The sequence below is a fragment of the Eggerthella lenta DSM 2243 genome (genome assembly GCF_000024265.1).
GTDB classification, from domain to species: domain Bacteria; phylum Actinomycetota; class Coriobacteriia; order Coriobacteriales; family Eggerthellaceae; genus Eggerthella; species Eggerthella lenta.
Genome location: NC_013204.1, coordinates 924215 through 947151, shown reverse-complemented (window position 1 = coordinate 947151; position 22937 = coordinate 924215). Strand labels below are relative to the sequence as shown.

Here is a 22937-nt window from a genome sequence, read left to right as displayed (position 1 = left end):
AATCTGTCTTTTGTGGTGATTGACGATTCTAGACGATGTCCGTTTTTCTCGGGCAGGCTTCGCCCGCCCTCCAGAAACGGATTGATACACCAACTTTCGGGACGCTACCACAACGGCGCCACCAACCTCTTGCGGAGGTGCTGTTTCGGCATACTTCACTTACAACTGTCGTTCAACCCTAATTCAGCCAAAAGTCAAGCATTATCCAACCGCGATGCAAATCAGTCTTCAGCGAATATCGTGTAGTCGAACACAACTTGCGATGGAACGAATTCGTCATCATGGGATTCGTTTGTGACCCCGGTCACTTTCAGTACGCATGCACAACCATGGTTGTTAAGAAGGGCAACTCGCTGGCCCACGCTTGGCGTGGCGCACCTACACGAGCGGGTATAGGATGCAACAACATTGGCATCGAGGTCTTCATTTGGCGCAGCGTCCGGTATCATCCCGACGGCCTTGATGTAGTCGTTCAGGATATACACCGAATCGCCGCCGCGCTTTCCAAAACGAACCTTGAATTCATAGTCGCCATACCCCAATGTTATCGTCTCCGAAGGCGCGTCGCCGTAGGCCATCGCCACCCCCTTGGACTCGAGTTCGGGACATGACCAGTTTCCCGGTTCCATGAGATTATCGATTCGTTCCACGCGGTACATTCTCTCCCGTATCGTCGCCGGGCTGATACCCCTTCCCTTGTCCGCAGGAAGTCCCGCTAGCCATCGCCATAGATCATCAATCTGCTCGGAACCGGGAAAAGAGCCGTCTCGATCGCGATACGAGAAATCGAAGTATTTCGGATCACGCCCTTCCATCCATTTCGGAAGAAGCCTTTTCTCGTTGCGCACGAACAAGACGGATAGCCAGTTGTTCGGCCGATCGTCAACAACATCCTGGATCGTCTTCGTCTCGCGCCCAACACCCGAGTCGGGATAATTGTCCGCCCTCTCGACATAGCCTTCATCGACGATCATCAACACGCGTTTCGCGTCCTCGATCTCTCGCATGAAACCCGTGAGGTCTTCCCCGTAGTCAACCTCGGAGTCAATGCCGACATGGAAGCCAATTTGCTTCAGATGCGCCGCGAGCAGTCTCACCCACTCGCGGTGCGCGGTGTTCTCCGGACCTCCCCATGCGTAGGAGATAAAAACATCGAACTGCATTCCTGCCCCTCCCGTCGCTCCAGAAAAGTAGCTAAGCATGCGCGAGCCAATTCTTAGAGTGAAAGGGAATTACCCGTCACCATGCTCTCCCTACATTCGCAAAAGCTCATCCATCTTTGCATCGTCATGACTTCGAACCCAATCGGTCTCGGATAGAACCCAGCTGAGATTGCTGTGAAACAGCTCATTGAATACTGAGTTGTTTCGATATTCAATGGGAAAATCGGCACAGAACATCCGTCCAACCGAGAGAAGCATGGCCTGATCCTGCAATGATACGACGAGCTTGAAATTATCTAGGCCGATGACATCTAGCAACTTCGACCACAAAGACATGATCCATTCGCTTTCAGGATCCCACTGAGTGTTAGCCTTGCAAGCAGCGGTTACCTTCTTCGCGGTACTACCAACTACACTCGCAACATTGTCCGCAAGCTGAACGCCTAAACAGTCGACGCTCTCCTCAAACCTCAAGATATCACCAACCCCCAACGCTTCCAAAGCACTGCAGTATTCCCCTTCGAACTCAGGGATCCGGTCATGCACTAATTCCAACCCTGCGTTCGTAATTCTCTCATCTTCCTTGATCATGGCGAGAAGTTCTCCAAAAGCCGTTAAGTTGACAAGGTTTTGATAAGAAGACTTTTCATAGTCACCTGACGCGATGCCGGTTCCGAGAAGCATATCGTACCGCCCTGTCTCCACGATGCGGCGAAGCCCTGCATGCAGGAAGCTCCCCTCTGTAATAACTCCATCGGAGTTGACAAGCAGTCTCTCAGTTAGAAGCCTAGCACCAGATGCATCTGGCATCGCGGAAAACTCCGCATACGCTTTAAGGGACTCGGATCCGAACAAAGCCAGGTTCGACGCCTCTGAATAATATGCCTGAGGGAACGTAACCTTTGCATCCGGGCCAAGGATCGTCTGCATGAGAGCCGTAGCAAGATAGAAGTCTTTCGAATACAGGCATAACTTGAATCGTCCACATACAAGAAAGGTTTCAAAGAAGTCGGAAAGCTGATCGTTGCACTTGCGAGTCAGAAGGTCACTTCCCTTAACTTCTCGTCCAGCAGCTCCGCAGCGCTCCTTGAACGCCTCATACGATGCAGCCAAGGCTCCATCCTCGCTCTCGGGAGACAATACGGCCCCTAAGGCATAGAGAGACTGGCCATCCTTGCCGCAGTACGTTTCATGTCCCTCGCGGGTCAGGCAGCCGGTATTGCCCGATTCGTCAAAATATATCTTCATCGCGCTCCATCCGGTTTGCTTTCCCTACCAACCGAACCAATCACGTTTTTATCGCCGTAAAGTCTCTCTACAGCATCGAGCACGATCAGCCAAGCAAGACCCGACGCCTTTTAGAACCTTACCGCATGGCTGCTCCAACGTTTTTCCATCGTTGCGATTCGACCGATTTCCTCAAAACGAGATCGATCGAATCGGAAGACGTATGCCTCTCGCACGGGTATAGGAGAACGCACGGCACAAGACCACTTCGTCAATGGTATCTGTTTTCGACTTCTTCAGCTTATGCGAATCGCAGAAATCACGCATGCGGGTGTTGACCACATCCCCGGGCGACGGACACCGGCTTACATGTTATCAAACGTCTTAGTATTACGTCGGCACCGGTGCATAACGCTCCTCAAACATGAGAGCGTACTCGAACTCAGTTCTTTCGGAGTTATGACGTCATCGGTGGAGCGTTTCAAGTGGAATCGCCTCGCCGCCTGGGAGCGTCTAGTGGCCGAGGGTTTCTCACCGGAGCAGATCGTCAACGCCTACGCCGCCCCCGCCGAGAGCTACTGGCTGCGCAACAGAGACGATCCGGCGCTTGCGTAGAACCTCGCCCGCCGGATCGAGAACGAGGGAGGGCTTTGCGCCTAGAGCCCATACGCCCGACCCGCTCGACGCCGACGGAGAGCAACCCGAAATTTGCTTACCCGTAGAGGGGATACAGTTTTCCAAATCAACAGGTAGGATCAATTTAGCACGGTATCGTTCGCGCAAAACCTGAAGACTTATGCTTTGACCAGACGTGCCAACCGGGTTCACTCCTCTGCTTTTTCTGCTATACCTCAAAGATGTAGGCAAGCAGCTCATTAAACTGCATTCGCCCTGACGCCTACCGGGGCGCGAAGCCTATCAGCAACGGGATGATAAACGTTTATTGGCTGCTTTGTTTCGAAAGTGACGACAAGGGAATACGGGATCTTCTCTTTCCCAAGTGACTTAAGCCCGTTTGCACCTGCGCAGCTAACAAGAATGTCAATACCATCAGATTCTTCAGCCCACGGAAGACCGCCCTCTCCTATGAAAGACTGGTGCTGAAGAGTTCCCCTTCGGATTGCATTCCAATCAGTATATTCGCGGGTAGGCACCAAACGCTCTTTTGTCAGGCCCACACGGTCGAACCACAGTTGCGCATGTCGATATTCTTGGCGTCCGAAAGCAATTGGCGTAAAATACGCCAGCGTCACCGTCAAGCGTCGATCAACAACCCTTGATGAGAAATCGAGCGGAAGCGGGACATGGAACAGTTGCCCCTCGTCCTTGCCAATATCTCCAAATCCGAACGCCGTTACCCTGTTGAGCGCGCACTCTCGAACGCGGAGATAATCCGGCCGGCCGAAACCAACCCACCGGGTGCTCTCTTTGTTCTTCGCGCCAAACTGCCTGAATGCGATATCTCCCAAATTTTCGTAAGCGCATCCGTGCACAGCCATTGCTTTGAGGAGCAGCGCCCCATATTCGTCCGGGACGCCGGCAAAGCCTGAGTCTAGAAAGATCTCCTCTAGGACATCGAAGTTGGCCGCGCATTCATGAGAGACCGCTGCCGCTGAGTAGCTCGTTCCCGCCTGCGCGACATAACTTTTTGCGATTGCCCCTGCGGTTGGAGCGGCTGCAATGATTCCAGGCTCGCGAGTCTGCGATAGAGCGTATTCGACGCAGTTATCGTCTTTCGCTGAGACAAGGAACTTACCACCAGGATAGAGAATTTCGGGCTTGATAGAACGTCCAATTCCTCCGCCAAAAGACGTGAGCGGGCTTACGCAACCTTCCTCAACAGGCTGAACGGCAAGAGCGTTTTCTTCGATAGCAGTATTATCTTCAAATGTCGCACCCACAGTGATAGAATTTATGCTTTCGGCAGGAGAAAGGAGCTTGAGATTCCTCCTGTTTTCCATAAGTGCCTCGCTAATATGCTTGCTTCGCCTCTCGAGGTCTTCGTCCTTCAGCTTCTCGAAACCCCCTTCAACTGGAATTAAGTTTATGTGCTGATTTCCGGCGCTTATCACGAAGAGAACACGATATTTGTAGCTCAGCCAATCAAGCAGTTTCGCAAGGGGGCTGGGAGCGCCAAAAAACTGCCGAACCTCATCGCCGATGGAAAGATTGATAACATGGAGAGTTGGAGCAGCCGGCGCTTCGTCGCCGTCGCCGTCGAACATTCTCCTGACCGCTCTGTGAATGAGATCGACAATGAGAACATTCTCCGGATATGTCTCCTTCATACCGAATACCGCGTCTGGGCGCATCACTGGTCGCACATAAACGGGTCTTGAGGCGGTCGAGGGTTCTGGTGCTGCCAGATCACCATGCACGAGCATAGATGCCATCGCAGTTCCATGCATACGAAGGCTTGCAGGGTAATCGTTTCCGAACTCATCCGGGTCGTCAACAATGATTCTATTGCGCAGTGCAGCATGATTCTCGAGAGGCAACCCGTCAAGCATCCCAACGATGGGGACGCCCGAGGGAAGCTCTGCACCGACCTTGTCGTCAATGTCCTCTTCGAATATCTCACCTAGGAGACCGACCGCCATTTGACCTGTTGGGCGGAAGTACATGATTTCATTGCACGTCGCCAAAGAAAGATTTTCTCTCTCGGCGCCGAGAAGGTTTTCGATTTGATCAATTGGAAGTTCAAGCAACATTCCGTGGTATCTGATCTCCTCGATTGCGCACTCACTTGTAACCCTGCCATTCATTGCTTCAACTGCTCTGCGCACGCTCGCTGCGGCGGCACACCGTTTAGTTGGGTCGCTGCGGTAAAAAAGTTCCGCCTCAAATGTCGAGGGGGACGAGCCCTTCACCTGGATGGTTTCATGCCAGTCTTCCAAAATCCCAGTGTCTTCGAAACGATCTTCCGGCCCCCAGACGTGCACTTCACGCAGCAACCCAAACAAATCTCGTAACGAAGTAAAACCGTGTGGGAATTGAAAGGTTTCGTCCATTTGATAGTGTTTCCAGGTGCTTATAAGCTGATCAAGTGCCGCTCTATCGCTCATGATGCAGTAGACGCGACCCGAGAAGGACGCTTCGGCGTTTTCCTCGTCGTAGAAGTAGTTGTCTGGAGCCATGTCTTCGTTTTCGAGGTCGAATAGCCATTCGAGTCCTTCTATCCTTTTGACAGCCCCATAAAACGAGTTAAGGGAACCTGCGACCTCGAATACCAAGGCGAGTTCCGGCTCAATTCTATCGGGAGAACGCTGCACTTTCACGCGTTCCCTATCGAAAGCGCCACAAAGGCGTTTGTACATGGGCTCAAGACGTCTTCCTTGGGCAGCAATGTCGGGACGATGCAGTCTAGTAGGACCGCCATTACGGTCGCCCTTGACCTGCTCACTTGGCTCTGGAAGCATCAGCAGAGGGTACTCAGCGGCCATCACTTATCGCCTCCATCGTCAGGAGTGCTTTGCTTGCGCTGCTTGCTCCAAAGCTGCAGCACTTCGTTTGTAATCTTTTTTGTGACGCTAGAAGGGAGTAACAATACGTATCGTCTATATATCTCTATAGCGAGCTCTTCCACTTCTGCGAAACTGCATCCATAAACCTTCTTCGCTATCGTTTCGGGCTCAATGCCGAAGTCAAAGTCGTTTCTGCGCTCGAATAAAGATAGCCACGTTGATAGATTTGCTCGCGTTGGTGGAGGAAGCTCAACGCGAATTTGAAATCTGCGCCATGCGGCTTTGTCGAGCAGATCATCGTGATTCGTGGCGGCAATCACAACCACATAGCTAGGAAGCGAGTCTATTTGCAGCAAAAGCGAGCTAACGACACGCTTGATTTCCCCTGTCTCATGGGTATCTCCGCGCTCCTTACCGAGCGTTTCGAACTCATCAAAGAAAAGCACGCAAGGACGGGTTCTCGCGTAATCAAAGAGTTGCCCCAGCCTGCTTGCTGTTTCGCCTAAATACGATCCAATAAGTTGCTCGTAACGAATAGTGAGAAAAGGAACCATGAGAGATTCAGCGACTGCCTCCGCAAGAGAAGTCTTTCCATTGCCCGGGGCTCCAACAAGAAGGATTTTGTGGCGCGGCTCAAGGCCGTAAGATCGGAGCAAATCAGCCCGAAGCTGCTCCTCTACCAGGTCATCGCAAAGCCTACGGACGAACTCCGGAAGAACGAGATCGCCCATCCTACGCTCAGGAGTTTTTTCGATGAAAAGGGTTTGCGCCGCGAGACCGCTTGATTTGACAATCGTATGGTTCCGAACCGACTTTTGCTTAGTATTAGCAGCGGTCAGAACGATTTTCTCAATGCGATTAGCAAGCACTGTGTGCTGCTTTTCCCGCTCTTCAGCACATACCGCTTCGGCTGATTGTATAAATCGTTTGTCATCGTGAGCAAGTCCATACTTAATTAGATCACACAACAGGTCTGCTCGAGCCACCTGCCTCACCCCCTAAACGTATCATTCCCGAGGAAAGCTAATAAAACTGCTCTCACAAAAGTCCTCAAAGGCTTTCTGGGCAAGTGAACTTGGATTCACTTGCCCATTCTCCCATCGATTAACCGTCGCAAAGCTGACGCCGAGCGCTTTTGCTAGTTCAGTTTGAGTCATACTCAGTTGTTTGCGTGCGTATTTGACCATTTCGCCGAAAGTCATGATAGCTCTAACCTCTGTATCAAATGTTATATTTTGAATTGAAAAATTGCCCAAACAATATTTTGCCACATAATGGCCTGCAGATAAACTTTGCTAGATGCTTACAGATAGGGACTACAAAAATCAGTATCAAGAACCAGCTTCGGAGGGGATCATGAAGAGCGCCGATGTACAACGAGAAGGCGGACAGTGCACTGCCGCTCTCGATTTGATTCATCCCCAACGACAAGGCGTTGAAGCGACTTCCTTCAATTTGCTGTGTGGCCCCAAAAAACGTGATGGTATTCTCGAATACGCTGATTCATGAGCGACAAGTGCGCTCCGAGAAGCGCCGAGCACAAGATCGCACTGGGCATTCGCTACATGCTCTTTCGGCATCCGGAAACACAAGTGCGATCCTCTACGCTTCGGCCACCGACGCCAGATTTTTTCTCACGACAACCCGTTTTTCGGCACAGTAAGCGAGATCGGCATCCGCGTATCAGACAGAACCTCTTCAACGTGATAACATAACTTGCTAGGTTAGTTATTTGATCCTGCGCTAAAGGGGTTTCGCAATGTTTGGTGAAGCGGTTACCGTTTCTTCGGTTGTTTCTGCATTCATCTCTGAGTTCGTCGCCAAGACAACGCAATGGGCTGAACAAGGACGCAAAAAGGCCAAAACAAAGGAATCGCTTTCAGGTGCGCTCGACAACCTGACCTCAGATCTGAGGTCAGCGCTTGAGCAAGCAGCCGATGTAGGCCTCGATGAAAACGGCTTGTCGTTTTGCGACTGGCTCGGCGAAGAGACCGAGTATATCTACGACTCGGCACTGGAGACGAAAGAGGAAAGGGATTCGCGAATCGAAGCGCTCCTCCTTGAAGGTCAAAGAAAATTCGGTTTCAAAGGCGGCGAGGACAAGGCGGAATCCATAGCCGAAGCGATAAGCATCGCATTCGATTACTGTCTCAAACTGAGATTTGGGCATCTAAACGACGACGACAGAACCGTCGTCAACATGACGGTAACATACGGAGAAGAGACGGTCGACCGGCAAACGACTGAGATAATCTACGCCCTAGATCCAACACTCGCGACCGATCGTGAGTGGCTGAAGTACCAGGATTTCCTTGCTTCCCAATCCATGACGGCGATAGGCACCAAATTCACCGTCGACGAGCTCTACATACCGCTCAACGCCATCGAGACTGCGGAGGCCACGTTTTATCCTCCACACCAAGATTCCCATGGCCGCCTCTTCGATCTCATCGAGAGTAATAATCGTTTAGAAATCCAGTTGTTTCCCGAAACCGTTGCAGAGGCATCCGTTGCCCATTGGCCTATCGAGCATAGCCATACCTCAACTTTCACCGATACAGTAAGCTTAGTCGTTTCAGTAGATGAGCGTATCGCGCAGTGGCTGGAAACGCCCGATTTTAGGGACGACCACAACCCTGTCCTTGTTCTTTCCGGAGATCCCGGAAGCGGAAAATCCACCGTTGCCAGGCGCCTTTCTAAAACACTGGCCAAAACCGAAGAGGTCAACGTTGCTTACATCAGCCTCAAAGACGTGGCGACGGATTCGCAAATCGACGATATCGAGGCCCTCGTCGTGAAATACATCCTATCGTTGCCCGGTCGCGACTTCGTTGTTTCGAAGCTTCCAACGAGCAAGCCTCTGGTTCTCATATTCGATGGACTCGATGAATATGCAGCGCGAGGACCTAAGAGCAAAAAGGCAGCATGGGGTCTCCTGGGATCCATACTTCGATACGGACAGCGTTGCAGCGAAGCCTCCTTCCCAACCAGAGTCCTCGTCACTTCAAGGACCACACTGCTTCGAGATATGAAAAAAGAAGTATCTCCAAAAGAGTGCAAGCCGATTCGACTCGAGCTGCTTCCCTACGTTTGCTCCGAAAGTGAGTTAGGCGACATTTGCGACCCAGACTTCCTCCTTTGTGAAGATAAAAGGATTACTTGGTGGACGAACTACGGAGAGAGACTTGGTAGGGATATGAGCTCGACGATGGAAAAGATTTTCAAGTGGGACGACGAAGTGAAGTTATCGGCCCAGCCTATCCTCAACCATCTGATAGCCGTGTTCGCAAAGAATATTCTCGAGACGGCTGCACCCAACCGCGCCGAGGTGTACGGAACTTTGCTTAAGGGCGTGATAAACCGGAATTACGATCACGCGCAAGGAAAGGCGAAAATACATAGCAGAACACGCGCAGCGGACGTGGCGGGGTATCTCGAGTTCATGGAGGCCGCTGCTATTATGGCATGGCACAACGGCGGATCTATCACGGATTTAAAGCCCTTGAAAAACGAATGCGGGAGCGAACGCGCTAAAGAAGCCTTTGATTGCTTCAAAAGCGAGGCGCGCATCAAGGATAATATAATCGCTGGTTACTTTCACCTAAGAAACAAAAACGGCGAGGAGAGTTACGAGTTCGTTCATTACAGTTTCATGGAGTACCTCGTATCGCGCCGCATCGTCGGCGAGTTGACCAAAATGCTCGACAGGAAAGTTTGCCCCATCACATCGATGCCAAAGCTTTACGACATGCTGGGCTGTTCGGAACTCACGGACAACACGCTATCGTTCATAAGGGCCGAACTCTCTCTGTTCACCAAAAAGAAAGCCGCCTCGCTTCAAAAATACATGATGTCGTTATTCATGGAATCCCTATTGGAATACAGCTTCGATGAGACGTTTTTTGATAAGGAAAGAAACGGAACACTGTTTTCGACAAAGTTATCATCCATTCGCAACGTCCAGGGGAACATTCTGGCGCTACACAGCTGCGCTGCCAAAGTGACTGGCGAGAGGATGGGCGTATCTTTCAACCTATTGTTACAATGGTTGGGAGGGATCGGTGTGTTTGCATGGGAAAGCAACGTTTCTTCTTTCTTCAATGGTCTTGAGCCGATCATAGAGAGCGGGGAAGATGAATACATTCTGACGCTGCCTTTCGCGCAACTCAGTTCGTCGGATATGTCCAATTCGTTCATGGAACACGCAATATTCACCGGAGCAATGCTTGATAACACCATCGTAGTCAACGCGGATATGAAGCATGCGAATTTCAATGACGCCCGACTCGTTGACGCGAAATGCTCATATGCCCATTTCGAACACGCGTCCCTGGAAAAAGCCACTCTTCATGGAGCGCACTTCGATCACGCCCACCTCGAGAACGCCCACTTGCTAGGAGCAGAGTTGGAGGGGGCGAAATTCCAGCACGCCCACCTCGAAGATGCGGATTTGCGGTTCGCAAAGCTCATAGAGGCAGAATTTGGATGGGCGAAAATGAGGGGCTCAAATATGGGAGGGGCCATCCTCCGCGAGGCTGATCTTCGGTATGCCGAACTCAAGGGATGCAATCTCGAAAACGCGATCCTCGACAAGGCGAAGGTGCTGAAGAAGGACATCAAAACACTCCACGAATGCGGTGCGGACGTTTCAAAAGTTATAGCGTACGACGAATGAGAAAACAGCGTCAAATCACTTGAACTTCGGTCTATCACTCTAATTTTCAATAATAATGTATAATTGCACTTTATTCAAAACTATTCAATTTTGGTGAAACTATATGGATGAGCTAAGAAAATACCTGAACGAAACGCTTGGCTTGAAGATCGAATACGGTGAGTGGCTTCCCGATGCCAACTTGCCGCTCTTTCTTTCGCGCTCGGCATCGTACGCTCGATGCGTGTTCGAAGGCATCGCGTTCGTAGCTGCGAAGATGGAGAACGAGGACGGCCTCCCGGACATCAAGAGGGTGCACAATCAGCTGGGCAGATACACCGACCTGCCCGTTGTCATTGTCAGCGAAACCCTAGACGCGAGGCAGAGAAAAGCGCTCGTCGTGCAAGGCGTGCCTTTCGTCGTTCCTGGCGTGCAGGCCTTCCTCCCCTTCTTGGCCTTTGCAGCGACATCGAGAGAGCCCCGGAGGTACCGCCGGGGGGGCCGCCTATCCTCCAGGGCGCAAGCGGCCTTCGTCACCCTCGTCGCGCATCCCGAGGTCGAAAGCGCTGCGGAGCTGAGGGAGGTCGCCGGTCTCACGCCGAGCGACGCTTCGAGAGCTCTGGCCGAGCTCGACGAGCAGGGGCTCGTCGTCCGCTCGAAAAGTGGAAGGTCGATGCTGCTCGAACGCGAACGCGACTCGGGCAAACTGCTGAGGGCGGCGAAGCCGTTGCTGTCCTCCCCTGTGAGCGGCATCCTTCATGTCGAGCGCAACGCGGCGCTAAACGCGCTGCCCGATGCCGGCGAGACCGCCCTGGCGGTGCGGTCAATGCTCGCCGTGCCGCCGATCAGACGCAAGGCGGTATCTAGAAAGAGACTCAAAGACCTGTCCTTCTCGGAGGTGCTCATAGGCGAGATCGACGATAATGACACGATCGAGCTCCAAGTATGGACGTACGAGCCGCTCGTCACCGGCGGAAAGGACATCGACGACGTGTCGCTGGCCCTCTCGCTTGCCGACAGCGGAGACGAGCGGGTCGAGAAGGAGCTGAACAGCCTGTTCGACGAGGAGGATTTATGGTAGCACGCGGAGTCAGAGGACTGGATCGGTTCAAAGAGCACATGGTGGGGCTCGAGGACAGCTACGCGGTCATCGGCGGCACTGCATGCGAGGTCTTGCTGGAGGATGCCGATCTCGAGTTCCGCGCCACCAAGGACATCGACATGGTCCTCCTGGTCGAAGGACGCCTTCCGGAGGCTGCCGCAGCGGTATGGAGGCTCGTGAGGGCGGGAGGCTACAGCTGTGGATGGAAAGGGTCGGCGCGTGCCCACTTCTACCGCTTCACCGAGCCGACCGATCCTGGATTCCCCGTCATGATAGAGCTCTTCAGCGCCGCGCCCGACTTCATCGACGAGGACGCTGGAATCGTCGTGGCCCCGATGCCCCTCGATGACGAGGTATCGAGCCTTTCGGCCATCCTCCTCGACGAAGACTATTACAGGTTCATGAAGGGAAGATGCGAGATCGTGGACGGCATCGCCGTGCTCGGCGAAACCGGCCTCATACCGTTCAAGGCGAAAGCGTTCCTCGACCTCTCCCAAAGAAAGGCGATCGGAGAGCATGTGGACTCTCGAGATCTTAGAAAACATAAGAACGACGTGCTCAGGTTGGCTCAGATCCTGAAGCCCGGCCAGCACGTAGAACTAGCTCCGACGATCAGGGCAGACATGTCGGAGTTCTGCGACAAGATCTCCGACGACGATGCGAACATGAGGCAGTTGGGGATCTCCGCATCCTACGAGGACATCATCGAGCTGATAAGGGATACGTACCGGCTCGATTAACCGCTGCAAAATTTTCGCATGTTCGAATTCCTAAACGCGAACGGTCCTGCAGCATGCTGCGGCAGGACCGTTCTTGCGAGGCGCGGCGACTTGTAAGCGATCGGGCGGCGCAGCTTATTCGGTGCGCAAAGCCTCGATGGGGTTCTTGCGGGACGCCCGGTAGGCGGGGAAGATGCCGAACACCAGGCCGATGGCCGTGGCTGCTGCAACGGCAACCGCCACCACGCCCCACGACACCACGAACGCCAGCCCCACGGTGCCCATGAGCAGTCCCAGCGCGATGCCCGCCGCGATGCCCAGAACGCCTCCGATGATGCTGAGCACGAGGGCTTCGAGCAGAAACTGCACGAGGATGTCGAAGCGGCGCGCGCCCAGAGCTTTCTTGATGCCGATTTCGCGGGTGCGCTCGGTCACCGACACCAGCATCACGTTCATCACGCCGATGCCCGCAACCACAAGCGATATGCCCGCGATGCCCGCCAACAGCAAAGTCATGGTGCCGTCGATCTCGTTGCCGGCCCGCAGCATCTCGTCCTGGGAGATGATGTCGAAACGTCCGGGGGGAATATGCGCCGTGCCCGTGAGGTACGAGCCTATCTCCCCTTTCGCCGCCTCGATGGCGTCCTCGCCGCGCGCTTTCGCGTAGAAAGAAGTGATCGTGCCGCTCTCCCCCATGCTCACGGCAGTAGAGAAGGGAACGAGAGCAACGTTGCCCGTATTGAGCCCCATCGACTGGCCCTGGTTCTGCAGCACGCCGACCACGGTGAACTCATCGCCGTCGAGCTTGACGGTACGGCCGACCGCGCCGTCGGCCGAGCCAAGCAGCGTCCTCGCCACATCGGAGCCCAGCACGATGACCTTGCTACGATTCTCCCGGTCGACAGCGCTCAAGTTGCGGCCTTCCTGCAATTTGAGGTTGCGCACGTGCAGGTAGTGCTCGTCGGTGGCCTCCACGAACGCCTTGTTAGCAACCGTCGTGCCCACCGAAAGCTTATTCATCAGGGACTTCGAGGGCGCCACGCCATCCACGGCACCGAGGTCGTTCATGCCCGAAAGGTCGTTGTAGCCCATGTCGCCGTCGAACAGGTAAGCCGACAGCGCGTCTCCGCCGAGAGCTTTCATCTTTTCGCTCACCTGCCGGTTCGTCCCGTCGCCGATGCCCACGAGGATGATGACCGACGAAATGCCGATGACGAGACCCAGCATGGTCAGAGCCGAGCGCAACCCGTTGCCGAACACAGCCTGAACGGCAGTTCGCGCCAATTGACTATACCGCATGCGAACCCCTTTCCATTTCCTGTATCAAGCCGTCAGCAATGCGCACAACACGCTGCGCCTCGTCGGCGAGCTCCTGGTTGTGCGTGATGAGGATAACCGTCTGGCCCTCGGCGTGCAGGCTCTTGAACAGCTCCATGATCTCCACGCCGGTGCGCGAATCGAGCGCGCCGGTGGGCTCGTCGGCCAGGATGATCTCCGGCTCGCACACCAACGCACGGGCGATGGCCACGCGCTGCTGCTGGCCTCCGGACAGCTGGTTCGGCAGGTGGTGCTCGCGCCCTTCGAGACCCACGAGCGCGAGCTGCTTGCGGGCACGGGCGTCGGCCTCTTTCAGGCGTACCCCGGCATAGCTCAGCGGCAGCTTCACGTTCTCGAGCGCCGTGAGCTTGCCCAGCAGATTAAAGCTTTGGAACACGAACCCTATCTTTTCGTTGCGGATGGAGGCTAGCCGATTGTCGGACAAAGCCCCGACATCCATGCCGTCGAGCAGGTAGCGACCCTCGTCGGGCACGTCGAGCAGCCCGAGGATGTTCATCAGCGTCGACTTGCCAGATCCGGACGGCCCCACGATAGCGAGGAAATCGCCTTGGTCGACTTGAAGATCCACATGATCGAGGGCGCGAACGACCCCTTCGCCCATCTCGTAGGTTTTGGAAACGCTCTCCAAGAGGATCATCGCCGACCGCCTACTCTAACACCGGAGTCACGGTTATAGGCCCCTCTTCGGCATCGCCTTCCGAGAAGCCGCCGCCCGCAGGCTCTGCCTCGTTGAGAACCACGAGATCGCCTTCCTTCAGACCCTCGCCCGACACCTCGACCATGGTGCCGTTGGATATGCCCGTGGTCACCGGCTCCGCACGCTGCTCGCCGGATGCGAGATCGTACACCTGGACGAACTTGTCGTCGCCCGCGCCGATCACGGCGCTCACCGGCACCGTGAGCACGTCGGAGGCTTCCGCAACGGTGATGGACAGGTTGGCCGACATCCCCAGCTTGATGCTGCCGTCGTTGGGCACTTTGACCGTGACCGTGAACTTGGAGCCCGTCGCGCCGTACGTACCCACCTCGTTGATGTTGGAGATGGTTCCGTCGTACTCGCGGCCGTTATCGGATCCCAGCTTCACCTTCACGCTTTGCCCTTCGGACAAAAGCCCCAGATCCTTCTCGGAAACCTCCATGGTGACCGACACCGTGTCGATGCGCTGCACCTCGATATAGTGGTCGTCCTTCGTCACGGCGCCTTTGTTTTTCTCCGGAAGCTCGCGCGAGGTGACCACGAGGTCGTACGGAGCCGCCCACTTCTCGCCGTTGGCGTAGGTCACCAGCGTCTCGTCTGCAGCAACGCGCTTGTTAAGCGGCGCGTCGAACGATTGCAGCCAATGCCAGCTGTCCGCAGGCCTGAGCTTCACGGTTTCCAGCGGCTTCACCTCGCCAACGCCGGTGACGGTCTGCTGCACGGATCCTCGCTCCACGGGAGCGGTCAGCGGCGAAACGGTCTGAGGCTCACCGGAAAGCGCCGCCGATATCTTGTCGCCGAACACGAGCCAAGCGGCCAGCCCGCTCGCAACGGCCAGCAGAAGCACGACGGTCACGGACTTGCCTACTATGCTTTTCACAATTGCGTTCCTTTCTATAGTTCGCGATGCCAGGATTGCCGATGTCGATCAGGGAACGTACGTCTCGCCCTCGACCGAGGGCGTCGGCTCCGCTATGACGTCCTGAGCCGTGGCTTCGTTTCGGGTTTTCACAGTCTCCGGCGCATCGGTTCCTCCCGCTTCGGGAAGCAGGTTCTTGGCAACCAGCAAACCTCCCAGCACGACGATAACCGCAACCAGCACTCCGACGAGCACCTTGAACCCTTTCGACCCCATCGTCGACTCCTCACTGCGCACTTCTGCGCGTCGTCTCGATATCTTCCGGCGGCCAGTCTAACGAAAGCCGCCTTAAAACTTCCTGAACCGCGGCGATGTTTTTCGCGTCTCCCCGCCGAAGCTTGCCGAGGGGGTCGGTTTCAGGATCGTTTCAGGTTGCGCGTGCTAGAATGACCGCATGAAACTGCTGATCGTGGAGGACGACCGACTCCTCTCAAACGCCCTAGCCCGCAGCCTGCGGGACGCTTACGCCGTCGACCAGGCGTTCGACGGCGAAGAAGGCCTGTTCTACGCCGCTCAGGACGTGTACGACCTCGTCGTGCTCGACGTGATGCTGCCCGAACGCGACGGCTTCTCGGTGCTGGAAGCCTTGCGCGCACAAGGCGTGGACACGCCCGTGCTCATGCTGACGGCTCGGAGCGCGACCGCCGACAAGCTTCGCGGACTGCGCTCGGGAGCCGACGACTATCTCGCAAAGCCCTTCGACCGGGACGAGCTGCTCGCCCGCATCGAGGCCATCCTGCGCCGCACGACGGGCCGGCGCGACGTGGGCATCGTTGCGTTCAAGGAGCTTGCGCTGCACACGCGAACCCGGCAGGCCTTCATCGCAGACGAGCCCCTCGCTCTGAAAGGCAAGCAGTACGACATTCTCGAATACCTGGTCAGCCACCAGGGCAGTCTCATCTCGAAAGAGCGGTTGTTCGACAAGATATGGGGATTCATGTCGGACACGTCCTCGAACGTCGTGGAGGTGTACGTGAGCGCGCTGCGCAAAGCGCTGGCTCCGACCGGCTACGATCGCTACATCAAGACCATCCGCGGAGCAGGCTACCTGTTCACGGAGGACGATCATGACTGAGCGCGCGCTGATCCACCGAGAGCTGGTTCGGCAGACGGCGCTGCTGTTCTTCGTGTTCGCTTTGCTGTTCGCGCTACTGGGCGCAGGCGTCTACTCCATGGTGAGCTCGAATATCTACCGAAACGCCGACGAAAACCTGCAGGCCATTGGCATGGAATCGGATTACATAACCCTCGATGCCGCCGGCAGCGGATCCGCGATCGTCGACGACGTCGTGGTAGAAGAGCCCGACGGCGCCGCCCCCTCCGACGCCACGGCGATCGACGACCTCTCCCTCACGCTTCAGCAGAGCATCGTGGACGCCGATCCGCAGTTCATCACGCTCATACGAAACGAGCAGGGCGACCTTCTCGAGACCGTGGGGCTGTACGCCTCCTATCCTTCCTTCCTGCGCCATATCCCCTTCGACAAGAACGACCTCGAACGCGTCTACCAGATTGCCGCGGGGGGTCACGAGTACCGCGGCATCACGTATGCGGCAAGCGACGAAGGCGAGACCACGTATCTTCAGACGCTGGTGAACGTCGACTCGGAGATCGCCATTCTAGACGGCTTCACGCGCACGTTGATCGTCTACTTGGCGGCAGCCGTCGTCGTGGCAGCGGGCGCAAGCTACTTGCTTTCGCGGCGCACGCTCAAGCCCATCGTGGCGAACATGCGCGCGCAGACGGAATTCGTGCAGAACGCCTCGCACGAGCTGCGCACGCCGCTCGCCGTGATCCAGACCACCGGCGAGCTGCTGCTGGACAGCCCCAATAGCCGCATCGTCGACCGCTTCGAGGACGTGAACGCCATCACCTCGGAGACGAAGCGTCTCGCGCGGCTGGTGGACAACCTCATGGAGCTGTCGCTGGGCGATGCCGGGCGCTCGTCGCTCGATGCGAGCGCGGTGAACCTCGACGCGCTCGTACGCGAAGCGTGCGCAGCTTACGAAGACTTCGCCACGCTCCAAGATAAGCGCCTCGAAGTGGAAACGGGCTCGCGCGAAACGATAGAGGCCGATGCCGACAAGTTGCGGCAGCTGCTGGGCATCGTGCTGGACAACGCGCTCAAGTACACCGCGCCCGGCGACGAGATAACCGTGCGCACGCGCGCATCGGGACCGAAACAGTGCGTCGTCGAGGTGGCCGACACGGGCTGCGGCATAGACCCCGAAGACCGCGCGCACGTATTCGAGCGGTTCTATCGCGCCGACAAGGCCCGCTCGCGCGAGACGGGCGGCTACGGGCTGGGGCTCTCGCTCGCGCAACACATCGTGGAAGCACACGGCGGCTCCATCGCCCTCGAACCCAACGAACCGCGCGGCACGGTCGTCGTCACGCTGCCCGCAAACGCGTCTAAAAGAGTCGATTCGCTCTAAGACGTCCGCTCCTGCTCCTTCTGGGCGAGGCGGGCGAGCGATACGATCTTCGTCATGATCACGCCGTCCGACACCACGTCGCCCGCATCGTCGTACGCCGCCACGTTCCAGTACTGCTTGACGGCCCCCGTGCGCTCCGACACCTCCTCGCGGTCGAGGTCGGCCACGCCGCGCAGCGTGCCCTCCTTGCCGCTTTTACGATGGCGAACCTGCACGTCGATGCCGAAGGGACGCTCCTTGTCGAAATCCGTGTTCTGCTCGGTGCCGATGCTTGCCACCGTTTCCAGCAGCGCGATGGTGGCGCCGCCGTGCAGGTAGCCGTGCGGCTGGAAAACCTCGGGCACGATGGGCATCGTCGCCTCGACGTGGCGCTTGTCGGCGGAAACGGTCTCGATGCGCAGCGTATCGGTCAACGCCATGGAAGCCTCCTTCGTTAACGAGGCCGCATCGTCGCGGCCTCCGTGCGGTTTTTCGTCAAGTATACCCGCAGCGCGCCATCGCGGCACCGGACAGACCCGCGCTGCCGTCCCTCCCCTATCGCGCGTCGTTCAGGCTGCGGATGAGGCGCTTGACCTCGTCGTCGACATCGCGCGGCTCAGGAGCAGGCCGCCCGGTGAGGTAGCCCTGCACGTAATCGGCGCCCAATTCGCGCAACGCTCGCAGCTCGGCCTCGGTCTCCACTCCTTCCGCGATCACGCGGATGCTGCGATCATGCGCGTACCCGATCAGGTTGCGGGCGATGTCTTGATGGTCTTTCGCCACGTCGATGTCGCGGACGATCTCCATGTCGATCTTCACGAAGTCCACGTGGTAGTCCAAAAGCGACGTCTCGCCGTTGTTGCCGCTGCCGAAGTCGTCGATGGCGAGACGCGCGCCGAAGCGCCGCGCCAGCGCCTCTTTGTACAACGCCATCTCGCGGCTGTAGTCGCTCTCGGTGATCTCGATGACGAGGCGCTTGAGCAGGTCCGGATAGCGCTCGTTCAGTACGAGCTCGTCGTCGGACGACAAGCGCTGCGTAGCGATGCTGTTCACGAACAGAGTGGCCCCATGCGCCTCGGGATAACGGGAGAACGCCTCGAGCGCGCCGAAAAACGTGAGGTGTTCCACACGGTAGAGCTTCGACTGCGAGCGCGCCAGCGCCAGAACCTGGTCGGGCGTCGGAATGGTGTCCAACTGCGAGCGCATGAGCGCTTCGTACGCCACCGGCTCGCCCGCACGCAGGTCGACGATGGGTTGGAAGTGATACTCGACGAGACCCTCCTCCAGCAAGCGGTTCAAGTCCTCCTTGTTGTTGACGATGAACGACTTCTCTTCGTAGCTTTGCCGATCGAACGAGAACAGATCCCCCTTGCGGCTGCTCTTCGCCAGGTACATGGCGAAGTCGGCGTATTCGCGCAGGTGAGCGAAGTCCGTCGCATCCTCCGGATAGAACGCTGCGCCCATGGACGCGCGCACCTTGAGCGTCTTTCCGTCGGGCGCCACGATGGAGCTGGCATCGAGCATGGCGCGGAACGTGGCGAAAAGGTCTTCCACCGATGCGCGATCGGGGCATACGTCGACGAACACGAGGAACTCGTCACCGGAGATGCGCGAGTAGAATCCCTTGTCCCTGAACGCCTCGTCCACCACGCGGCCCGCCGCCTTGATGTACTGATCGCCCCAATCGTGCCCGTAGATATCGTTGATGAACTTGAGGTTGTCGAGGTCGAGCATCAGCATCGCTCCCAGCGCAGGCGGGCGTTGCGCGAGCAGGTCGGTAACCTCCTGCTCGAATGCACGGCGGTTGAACAGCCCGGTGAGGATGTCATGGTCGCGCTCATGCTCGATGCGGCGACGCGTCTCGATCTCATGCGTCACGTCCTCCACGAGGCCGAGCACGCGGTTGTGCTCGCCGCTTTCCACCACCACGAGACGAACCCACGAGGTTCGATGCGGGCCCGTGAAGAGGTAGCGGCCCTCTTCCTCCACCTCGATGTAGGGAACGTACCATTTCATAAGGCTCTCGAACTCGCTCGCGCTCAACGACCCCGTCGCAATGCGCTGCGGATCGAAGTACGAGGGATCAGGAGGTTCCAGCGTCGACAACGTGGCGAAGAACCCGTCGGTAAAGGTGATGGCATCTGTTTCGTAGCTGTACTCGAAGGCGCCGATGCCGCGGTCGGACAGGCGCAGGATGCGCGATAGGCGCGATGCGGTCATGGCCACTTCCTCCCCCATCGACTCGATGGCCTCGGACAGCTCGTCGACCTCCACGATGCCCGTGGGAGTGAACGCAATAGGCTGCTCGGGCTGCGCCGCGCGCACCTCGGACATGAGATGCCGCAAACGTGAGGACGACAGCCACGCAGCGACGACGGCAATCAGCAAGCCCACCACGAGCGATGCGGCGAACACGGCGGTGAGGTTGTCGGACAGCGTCTTCGATGCGGAGAACATCTCGCCTTCGCGCTCAAGCCCGACGAGCGCCCAATGCTCGTACGCGAACGGGGACGTGCTGTCGTAGAGCTGGATCTCGGCTGCACTGGCGACGGCTCGCGCGTCGGAGGAAGCGTCGTCCGCCGGATCTACCACCATGCGTCCGGCGCCGTCGATCGACGCGGAGAACGCAGACTCCTTCAGGTACAGGCTCTGCGATGCGCCGGTGGTGGTAAGCGCCTCGTACACCCGCTCCTTGTCCGGCAGCGGCGCCACGCCGCCGTCTCGGACGAAGCCGCCGTCCTCGTTCGTGATGGCCAGCACGTACGAACCGTTGCCGCTGCTGGCGAGATCGCGATACGGGAAGAAGGATGCAACGCGGTCGAGGCGCACTTCCACGCCTATGACGCCCACGATGCCCCCCTGCGCATCCCTGATAGGCTTGCTGTACGTAATGGAAGGGGTTCCCGCCCATCCGAAGTCGACCGGACGGCCCCAGTAACCCAGATCGTTCGTGCTGGCCTCAGGGTAGCGCTCGGCAGCGCGCACGGGCTCGTAATAGAATGCGCTCCGGCTTTCACCCTCGGCTGCCAAGGGGAACGTGGCGGACCACATGCTGTCGAGGGTGACGCCCAGCTGTCGCCCGATGCTGATGGGGCAGGCGGCCAACATGAGATCGGAACCGTTGGCAACCTCCACCTTGGGGTTCGAGTCGCGGATGTACAGCGCCGTCCGATTGTCCGATTGTCCTTCTGCGCCGTCAGCCAGCACGAGGAACACGCCGTCGACTTCGGCGCGATGAGAATAGGCCAGAAGGTCTTGGGAAGTCGCCTCGATTATGGAGATGGCCAGATCGGACCCGGTTTCGATATCCGCCGACGTTGCCTGAGCCGCGGCCAGCGCCTTGTCAATGCTGGCGGTCGCGCTTTCCACCACGGGATCGAAGTCCGACCAGCGGAATATCATATCGTTTTCCAGATAACCCGCACGGCTCGCCACGCGCTCCGAGAACAGATCGTACGCGTCGATCTCCATCTGTTTGAGTATCTCGCTGCGCGCGAGCACGGTAGCGCAGACGACGCCCTGGATTCCCAACGCGACGCAGAACGGCAAAACGACGAGAGCTCGAAACGTCACTCCTCGCCGTCTAGCCGTGCGCTTCTGTCCGGAACGCATCCTCAATATTAAGCGATCGCTTCCCTGAGCTGGGTCTCCAGGTCGGCGAGCCAAGCGTCGAACCCTGCGTCGTCGAGATACGAAGCCACAGCCTCTTCGGACGATGCTCCCGCCGCCATTGCTTCGACCACCGCCGCACGATCGGCCACCGCCCTGTCCGACAGCGCGCGGTCAAGGACGGCGCGCGCCTCAACGCCGCCTTTGAACGGCGGGTTCGCGTACACACCGGCCTCGATGGTATCCAGCGTGGCAGGCAGGTTCACCAGATAGTTGCCCGAAGCGCCGTCGATCGACTCGGCCGCCGCCTGGAGGTTCTCAAGCGTCAGCGCATCCTTGGTGACCGGCACGTAGCCGGCGCTCACCGAGAAGTCGGTGTTCTGCTCTTTAGCGGTGAACCACTTGAGGAACTCGACGCACGCAGTTTCCTTTTTCTCGTCGGACTTCGTCACCACGAACCCGGCGCCCTGCTGCGGCGAGCACGGCTTGCCGTGCTCGAAAGACGGGTTGGGCAACGCGTCCAACTGGATAGGATAGCTCGTGGCATCGTCCACCGTCACTGTTTGCGGGAAGTACACCACCGAGGACGATGAGCCCACATAGCAGATGAGATCGCCCGTCTTCACCGCATCCGAACGGAACTTGCCCTCCGCCGAGAACCAGCCCTGCACCATGGGCACGTAGTAGTTGTCCCAGAGCGTCTTCATCGTAGCGCGGTCGAAGTTCAGCGCGCACACGCCGTTCTCAATTTCAAAAATCTCGTGACCCAGCTGTTTTGAACCTGTGATCAGGTAGTTCGCCATAGCATCGCGTCCGAAGAACGGACGGCCGTCACCCATGACGCCCGGCGTCTGCGCGTCGGTCCACTCGTAGTAGCGCTCCGCGACTCTCACGATGCCCTCAATGGTGCTCATCTCGTCGAGCGAAGTGCCGGTGGCATCGGCGAACGTCTGGAAATCGGTCATGTTGATCTGCAGCGTCTCGGTGGACTTGCCCACCGGGAACACTTTGAGGCTGCCGTTGCCGTTCAGATCGCCCTCTTCCAGAAAGCCCTCCACGAATCCGGCCTTCTCCTCTTCAGTAAGGTAGCCCGACAGATCGGCCACCATGCCGAACCCGTCTATGACCGACGCCGTATCGGAATACGACAGGAACGCGTCGGGCATCGCCTCCGAACCCACAAGCTCCTGCGCGGAATCGGTGACGGCGGAGGCCAGGTCGTTGACGCCGCCTTGGCTGGAGCTGGTCACCACGATGCCGAGATCCTTGCCTTTCGTCGCATTGAAGTCCTTGACGAGGTCTTCGAAAGCCTGCTGCTGCGTGCCGTTGTAATAGGTCCACAGCTCCACCTGCACCGGATCGGACGGGTCGAGCACGGACGAAACCGCATCCTCCGAGGGCGCCGAAGAACCCGAGCAACCCGCAAGCGCCAAAGCGCCGACAAGCGCGAAAGCCGTGCCCGCGCGCCCTATGACATTCTTTTTCATAGTCCCCTCGTTCCGTACGGCAGCCGGAGCCGCGCTGCATGCATCCTGCCATTCTAGAACATGGAGCACACCGAAACGTCGTCAATTTACCATTGAGGCCGCGGAGGAAGGCTGAATGCGCCGAACGGATGACGGGCTTCGGGC

18 protein-coding genes are annotated in these 22937 nt (G+C 57.4%); 6 read left to right on the top strand and 12 right to left on the bottom strand.

The features are described from left to right. Positions 1–221: 221 nt before the first annotated feature. On the bottom strand, positions 222–1163 hold the full coding sequence (locus tag ELEN_RS03755) for a toll/interleukin-1 receptor domain-containing protein (RefSeq protein WP_015760130.1): 942 nt from the start codon (positions 1161–1163) through the stop codon (positions 222–224). Between the two features lie 90 nt (positions 1164–1253). After that, on the bottom strand, positions 1254–2411 hold the full coding sequence (locus ELEN_RS03750; protein WP_015760129.1) for a DUF3800 domain-containing protein: 1158 nt from the start codon (positions 2409–2411) through the stop codon (positions 1254–1256). Positions 2412–2849: 438 nt separating this feature from the next. Here ELEN_RS03750 and ELEN_RS16270 point away from each other — a divergent pair, with 438 nt between their 5' ends. Next, positions 2850–3005 (top strand): hypothetical protein, encoded by a 156-nt coding sequence (locus ELEN_RS16270; protein WP_156115167.1) that lies wholly within the window; start codon positions 2850–2852, stop codon positions 3003–3005. Positions 3006–3265: 260 nt separating this feature from the next. On the opposite strand, the gene ELEN_RS03740 is transcribed toward ELEN_RS16270, so the two are convergent. Genes ELEN_RS03740 through ELEN_RS15880 form a run of 3 tightly spaced genes read right to left on the bottom strand, consistent with a single transcriptional unit; the run spans position 3266 to position 7041 of the window. Next, positions 3266–5833, bottom strand: coding sequence for a S8 family peptidase (locus ELEN_RS03740; RefSeq protein ID WP_015760127.1), 2568 nt, complete (start codon positions 5831–5833; stop codon positions 3266–3268). Further along, a complete protein-coding gene (locus tag ELEN_RS03735) occupies positions 5833–6840 on the bottom strand; it encodes an AAA family ATPase (protein ID WP_015760126.1) in 1008 nt (335 codons plus the stop codon). Before ELEN_RS03735 ends, ELEN_RS03740 begins: the two co-directional genes overlap by 1 nt. A 21-nt stretch (positions 6841–6861) precedes the next feature. Beyond that, a complete protein-coding gene (locus ELEN_RS15880; protein WP_227110657.1) occupies positions 6862–7041 on the bottom strand; it encodes a helix-turn-helix domain-containing protein in 180 nt (59 codons plus the stop codon). Positions 7042–7613: 572 nt separating this feature from the next. On the opposite strand from ELEN_RS15880, the gene ELEN_RS15670 reads away from it, so the two are divergent. The 3 genes from ELEN_RS15670 to ELEN_RS03715 all read left to right on the top strand — a co-directional run bounded on the left by ELEN_RS15670 (position 7614) and on the right by ELEN_RS03715 (position 12350). Continuing rightward, entirely contained in the window at positions 7614–10529 is a 2916-nt protein-coding gene (locus ELEN_RS15670; protein WP_015760124.1) for a pentapeptide repeat-containing protein, read from the top strand. Between the two features lie 103 nt (positions 10530–10632). Next, entirely contained in the window at positions 10633–11589 is a 957-nt protein-coding gene (locus ELEN_RS03720; protein ID WP_015760123.1) for a MarR family transcriptional regulator, read from the top strand. Then, the gene (locus ELEN_RS03715) at positions 11583–12350 is read left to right on the top strand and encodes a hypothetical protein (RefSeq protein ID WP_015760122.1); all 768 of its coding nucleotides are present in this window, start codon (positions 11583–11585) and stop codon (positions 12348–12350) included. The genes ELEN_RS03720 and ELEN_RS03715 overlap by 7 nt, the downstream gene beginning before the upstream one ends. A 114-nt stretch (positions 12351–12464) precedes the next feature. On the opposite strand, the gene ELEN_RS03710 is transcribed toward ELEN_RS03715, so the two are convergent. Genes ELEN_RS03710 through ELEN_RS03695 form a run of 4 tightly spaced genes read right to left on the bottom strand, consistent with a single transcriptional unit; the run spans position 12465 to position 15499 of the window. Beyond that, a complete protein-coding gene (locus ELEN_RS03710) occupies positions 12465–13628 on the bottom strand; it encodes an ABC transporter permease (protein WP_015760121.1) in 1164 nt (387 codons plus the stop codon). Continuing rightward, a complete protein-coding gene (locus tag ELEN_RS03705; RefSeq protein ID WP_009607838.1) occupies positions 13618–14304 on the bottom strand; it encodes an ABC transporter ATP-binding protein in 687 nt (228 codons plus the stop codon). The genes ELEN_RS03710 and ELEN_RS03705 overlap by 11 nt, the downstream gene beginning before the upstream one ends. Before the next feature lie 10 nt (positions 14305–14314). Further along, positions 14315–15244: an efflux RND transporter periplasmic adaptor subunit gene (locus tag ELEN_RS03700; RefSeq protein ID WP_015760120.1), complete on the bottom strand. Its 930-nt coding sequence runs from the start codon at positions 15242–15244 to the stop codon at positions 14315–14317. Positions 15245–15292: 48 nt separating this feature from the next. Next, complete coding sequence (locus ELEN_RS03695; protein WP_009607783.1) at positions 15293–15499, bottom strand: hypothetical protein; 207 nt, start codon at positions 15497–15499, stop codon at positions 15293–15295. Positions 15500–15677: 178 nt separating this feature from the next. Between ELEN_RS03695 and ELEN_RS03690 the strand changes: the two genes are divergently transcribed. Then, complete coding sequence (locus ELEN_RS03690) at positions 15678–16358, top strand: response regulator transcription factor (protein ID WP_009607858.1); 681 nt, start codon at positions 15678–15680, stop codon at positions 16356–16358. Then, positions 16351–17718, top strand: coding sequence for a sensor histidine kinase (locus tag ELEN_RS03685; protein ID WP_015760119.1), 1368 nt, complete (start codon positions 16351–16353; stop codon positions 17716–17718). The genes ELEN_RS03690 and ELEN_RS03685 overlap by 8 nt, the downstream gene beginning before the upstream one ends. Here ELEN_RS03685 and ELEN_RS03680 read toward each other — a convergent pair. The 3 genes from ELEN_RS03680 to ELEN_RS03670 form a co-directional block, all read right to left on the bottom strand. Continuing rightward, on the bottom strand, positions 17715–18137 hold the full coding sequence (locus ELEN_RS03680; RefSeq protein ID WP_009607786.1) for a PaaI family thioesterase: 423 nt from the start codon (positions 18135–18137) through the stop codon (positions 17715–17717). The two genes, ELEN_RS03685 and ELEN_RS03680, sit on opposite strands and share 4 nt — an antisense overlap. 115 nt (positions 18138–18252) lie before the next feature. Next, complete coding sequence (locus tag ELEN_RS03675) at positions 18253–21270, bottom strand: bifunctional diguanylate cyclase/phosphodiesterase (protein ID WP_233946913.1); 3018 nt, start codon at positions 21268–21270, stop codon at positions 18253–18255. Positions 21271–21317: 47 nt separating this feature from the next. Further along, positions 21318–22793, bottom strand: a complete 1476-nt coding sequence (locus tag ELEN_RS03670) for an extracellular solute-binding protein (RefSeq protein WP_009306432.1) — start codon at positions 22791–22793, stop codon at positions 21318–21320. Between the last annotated feature and the right edge of the window lie 144 nt (positions 22794–22937).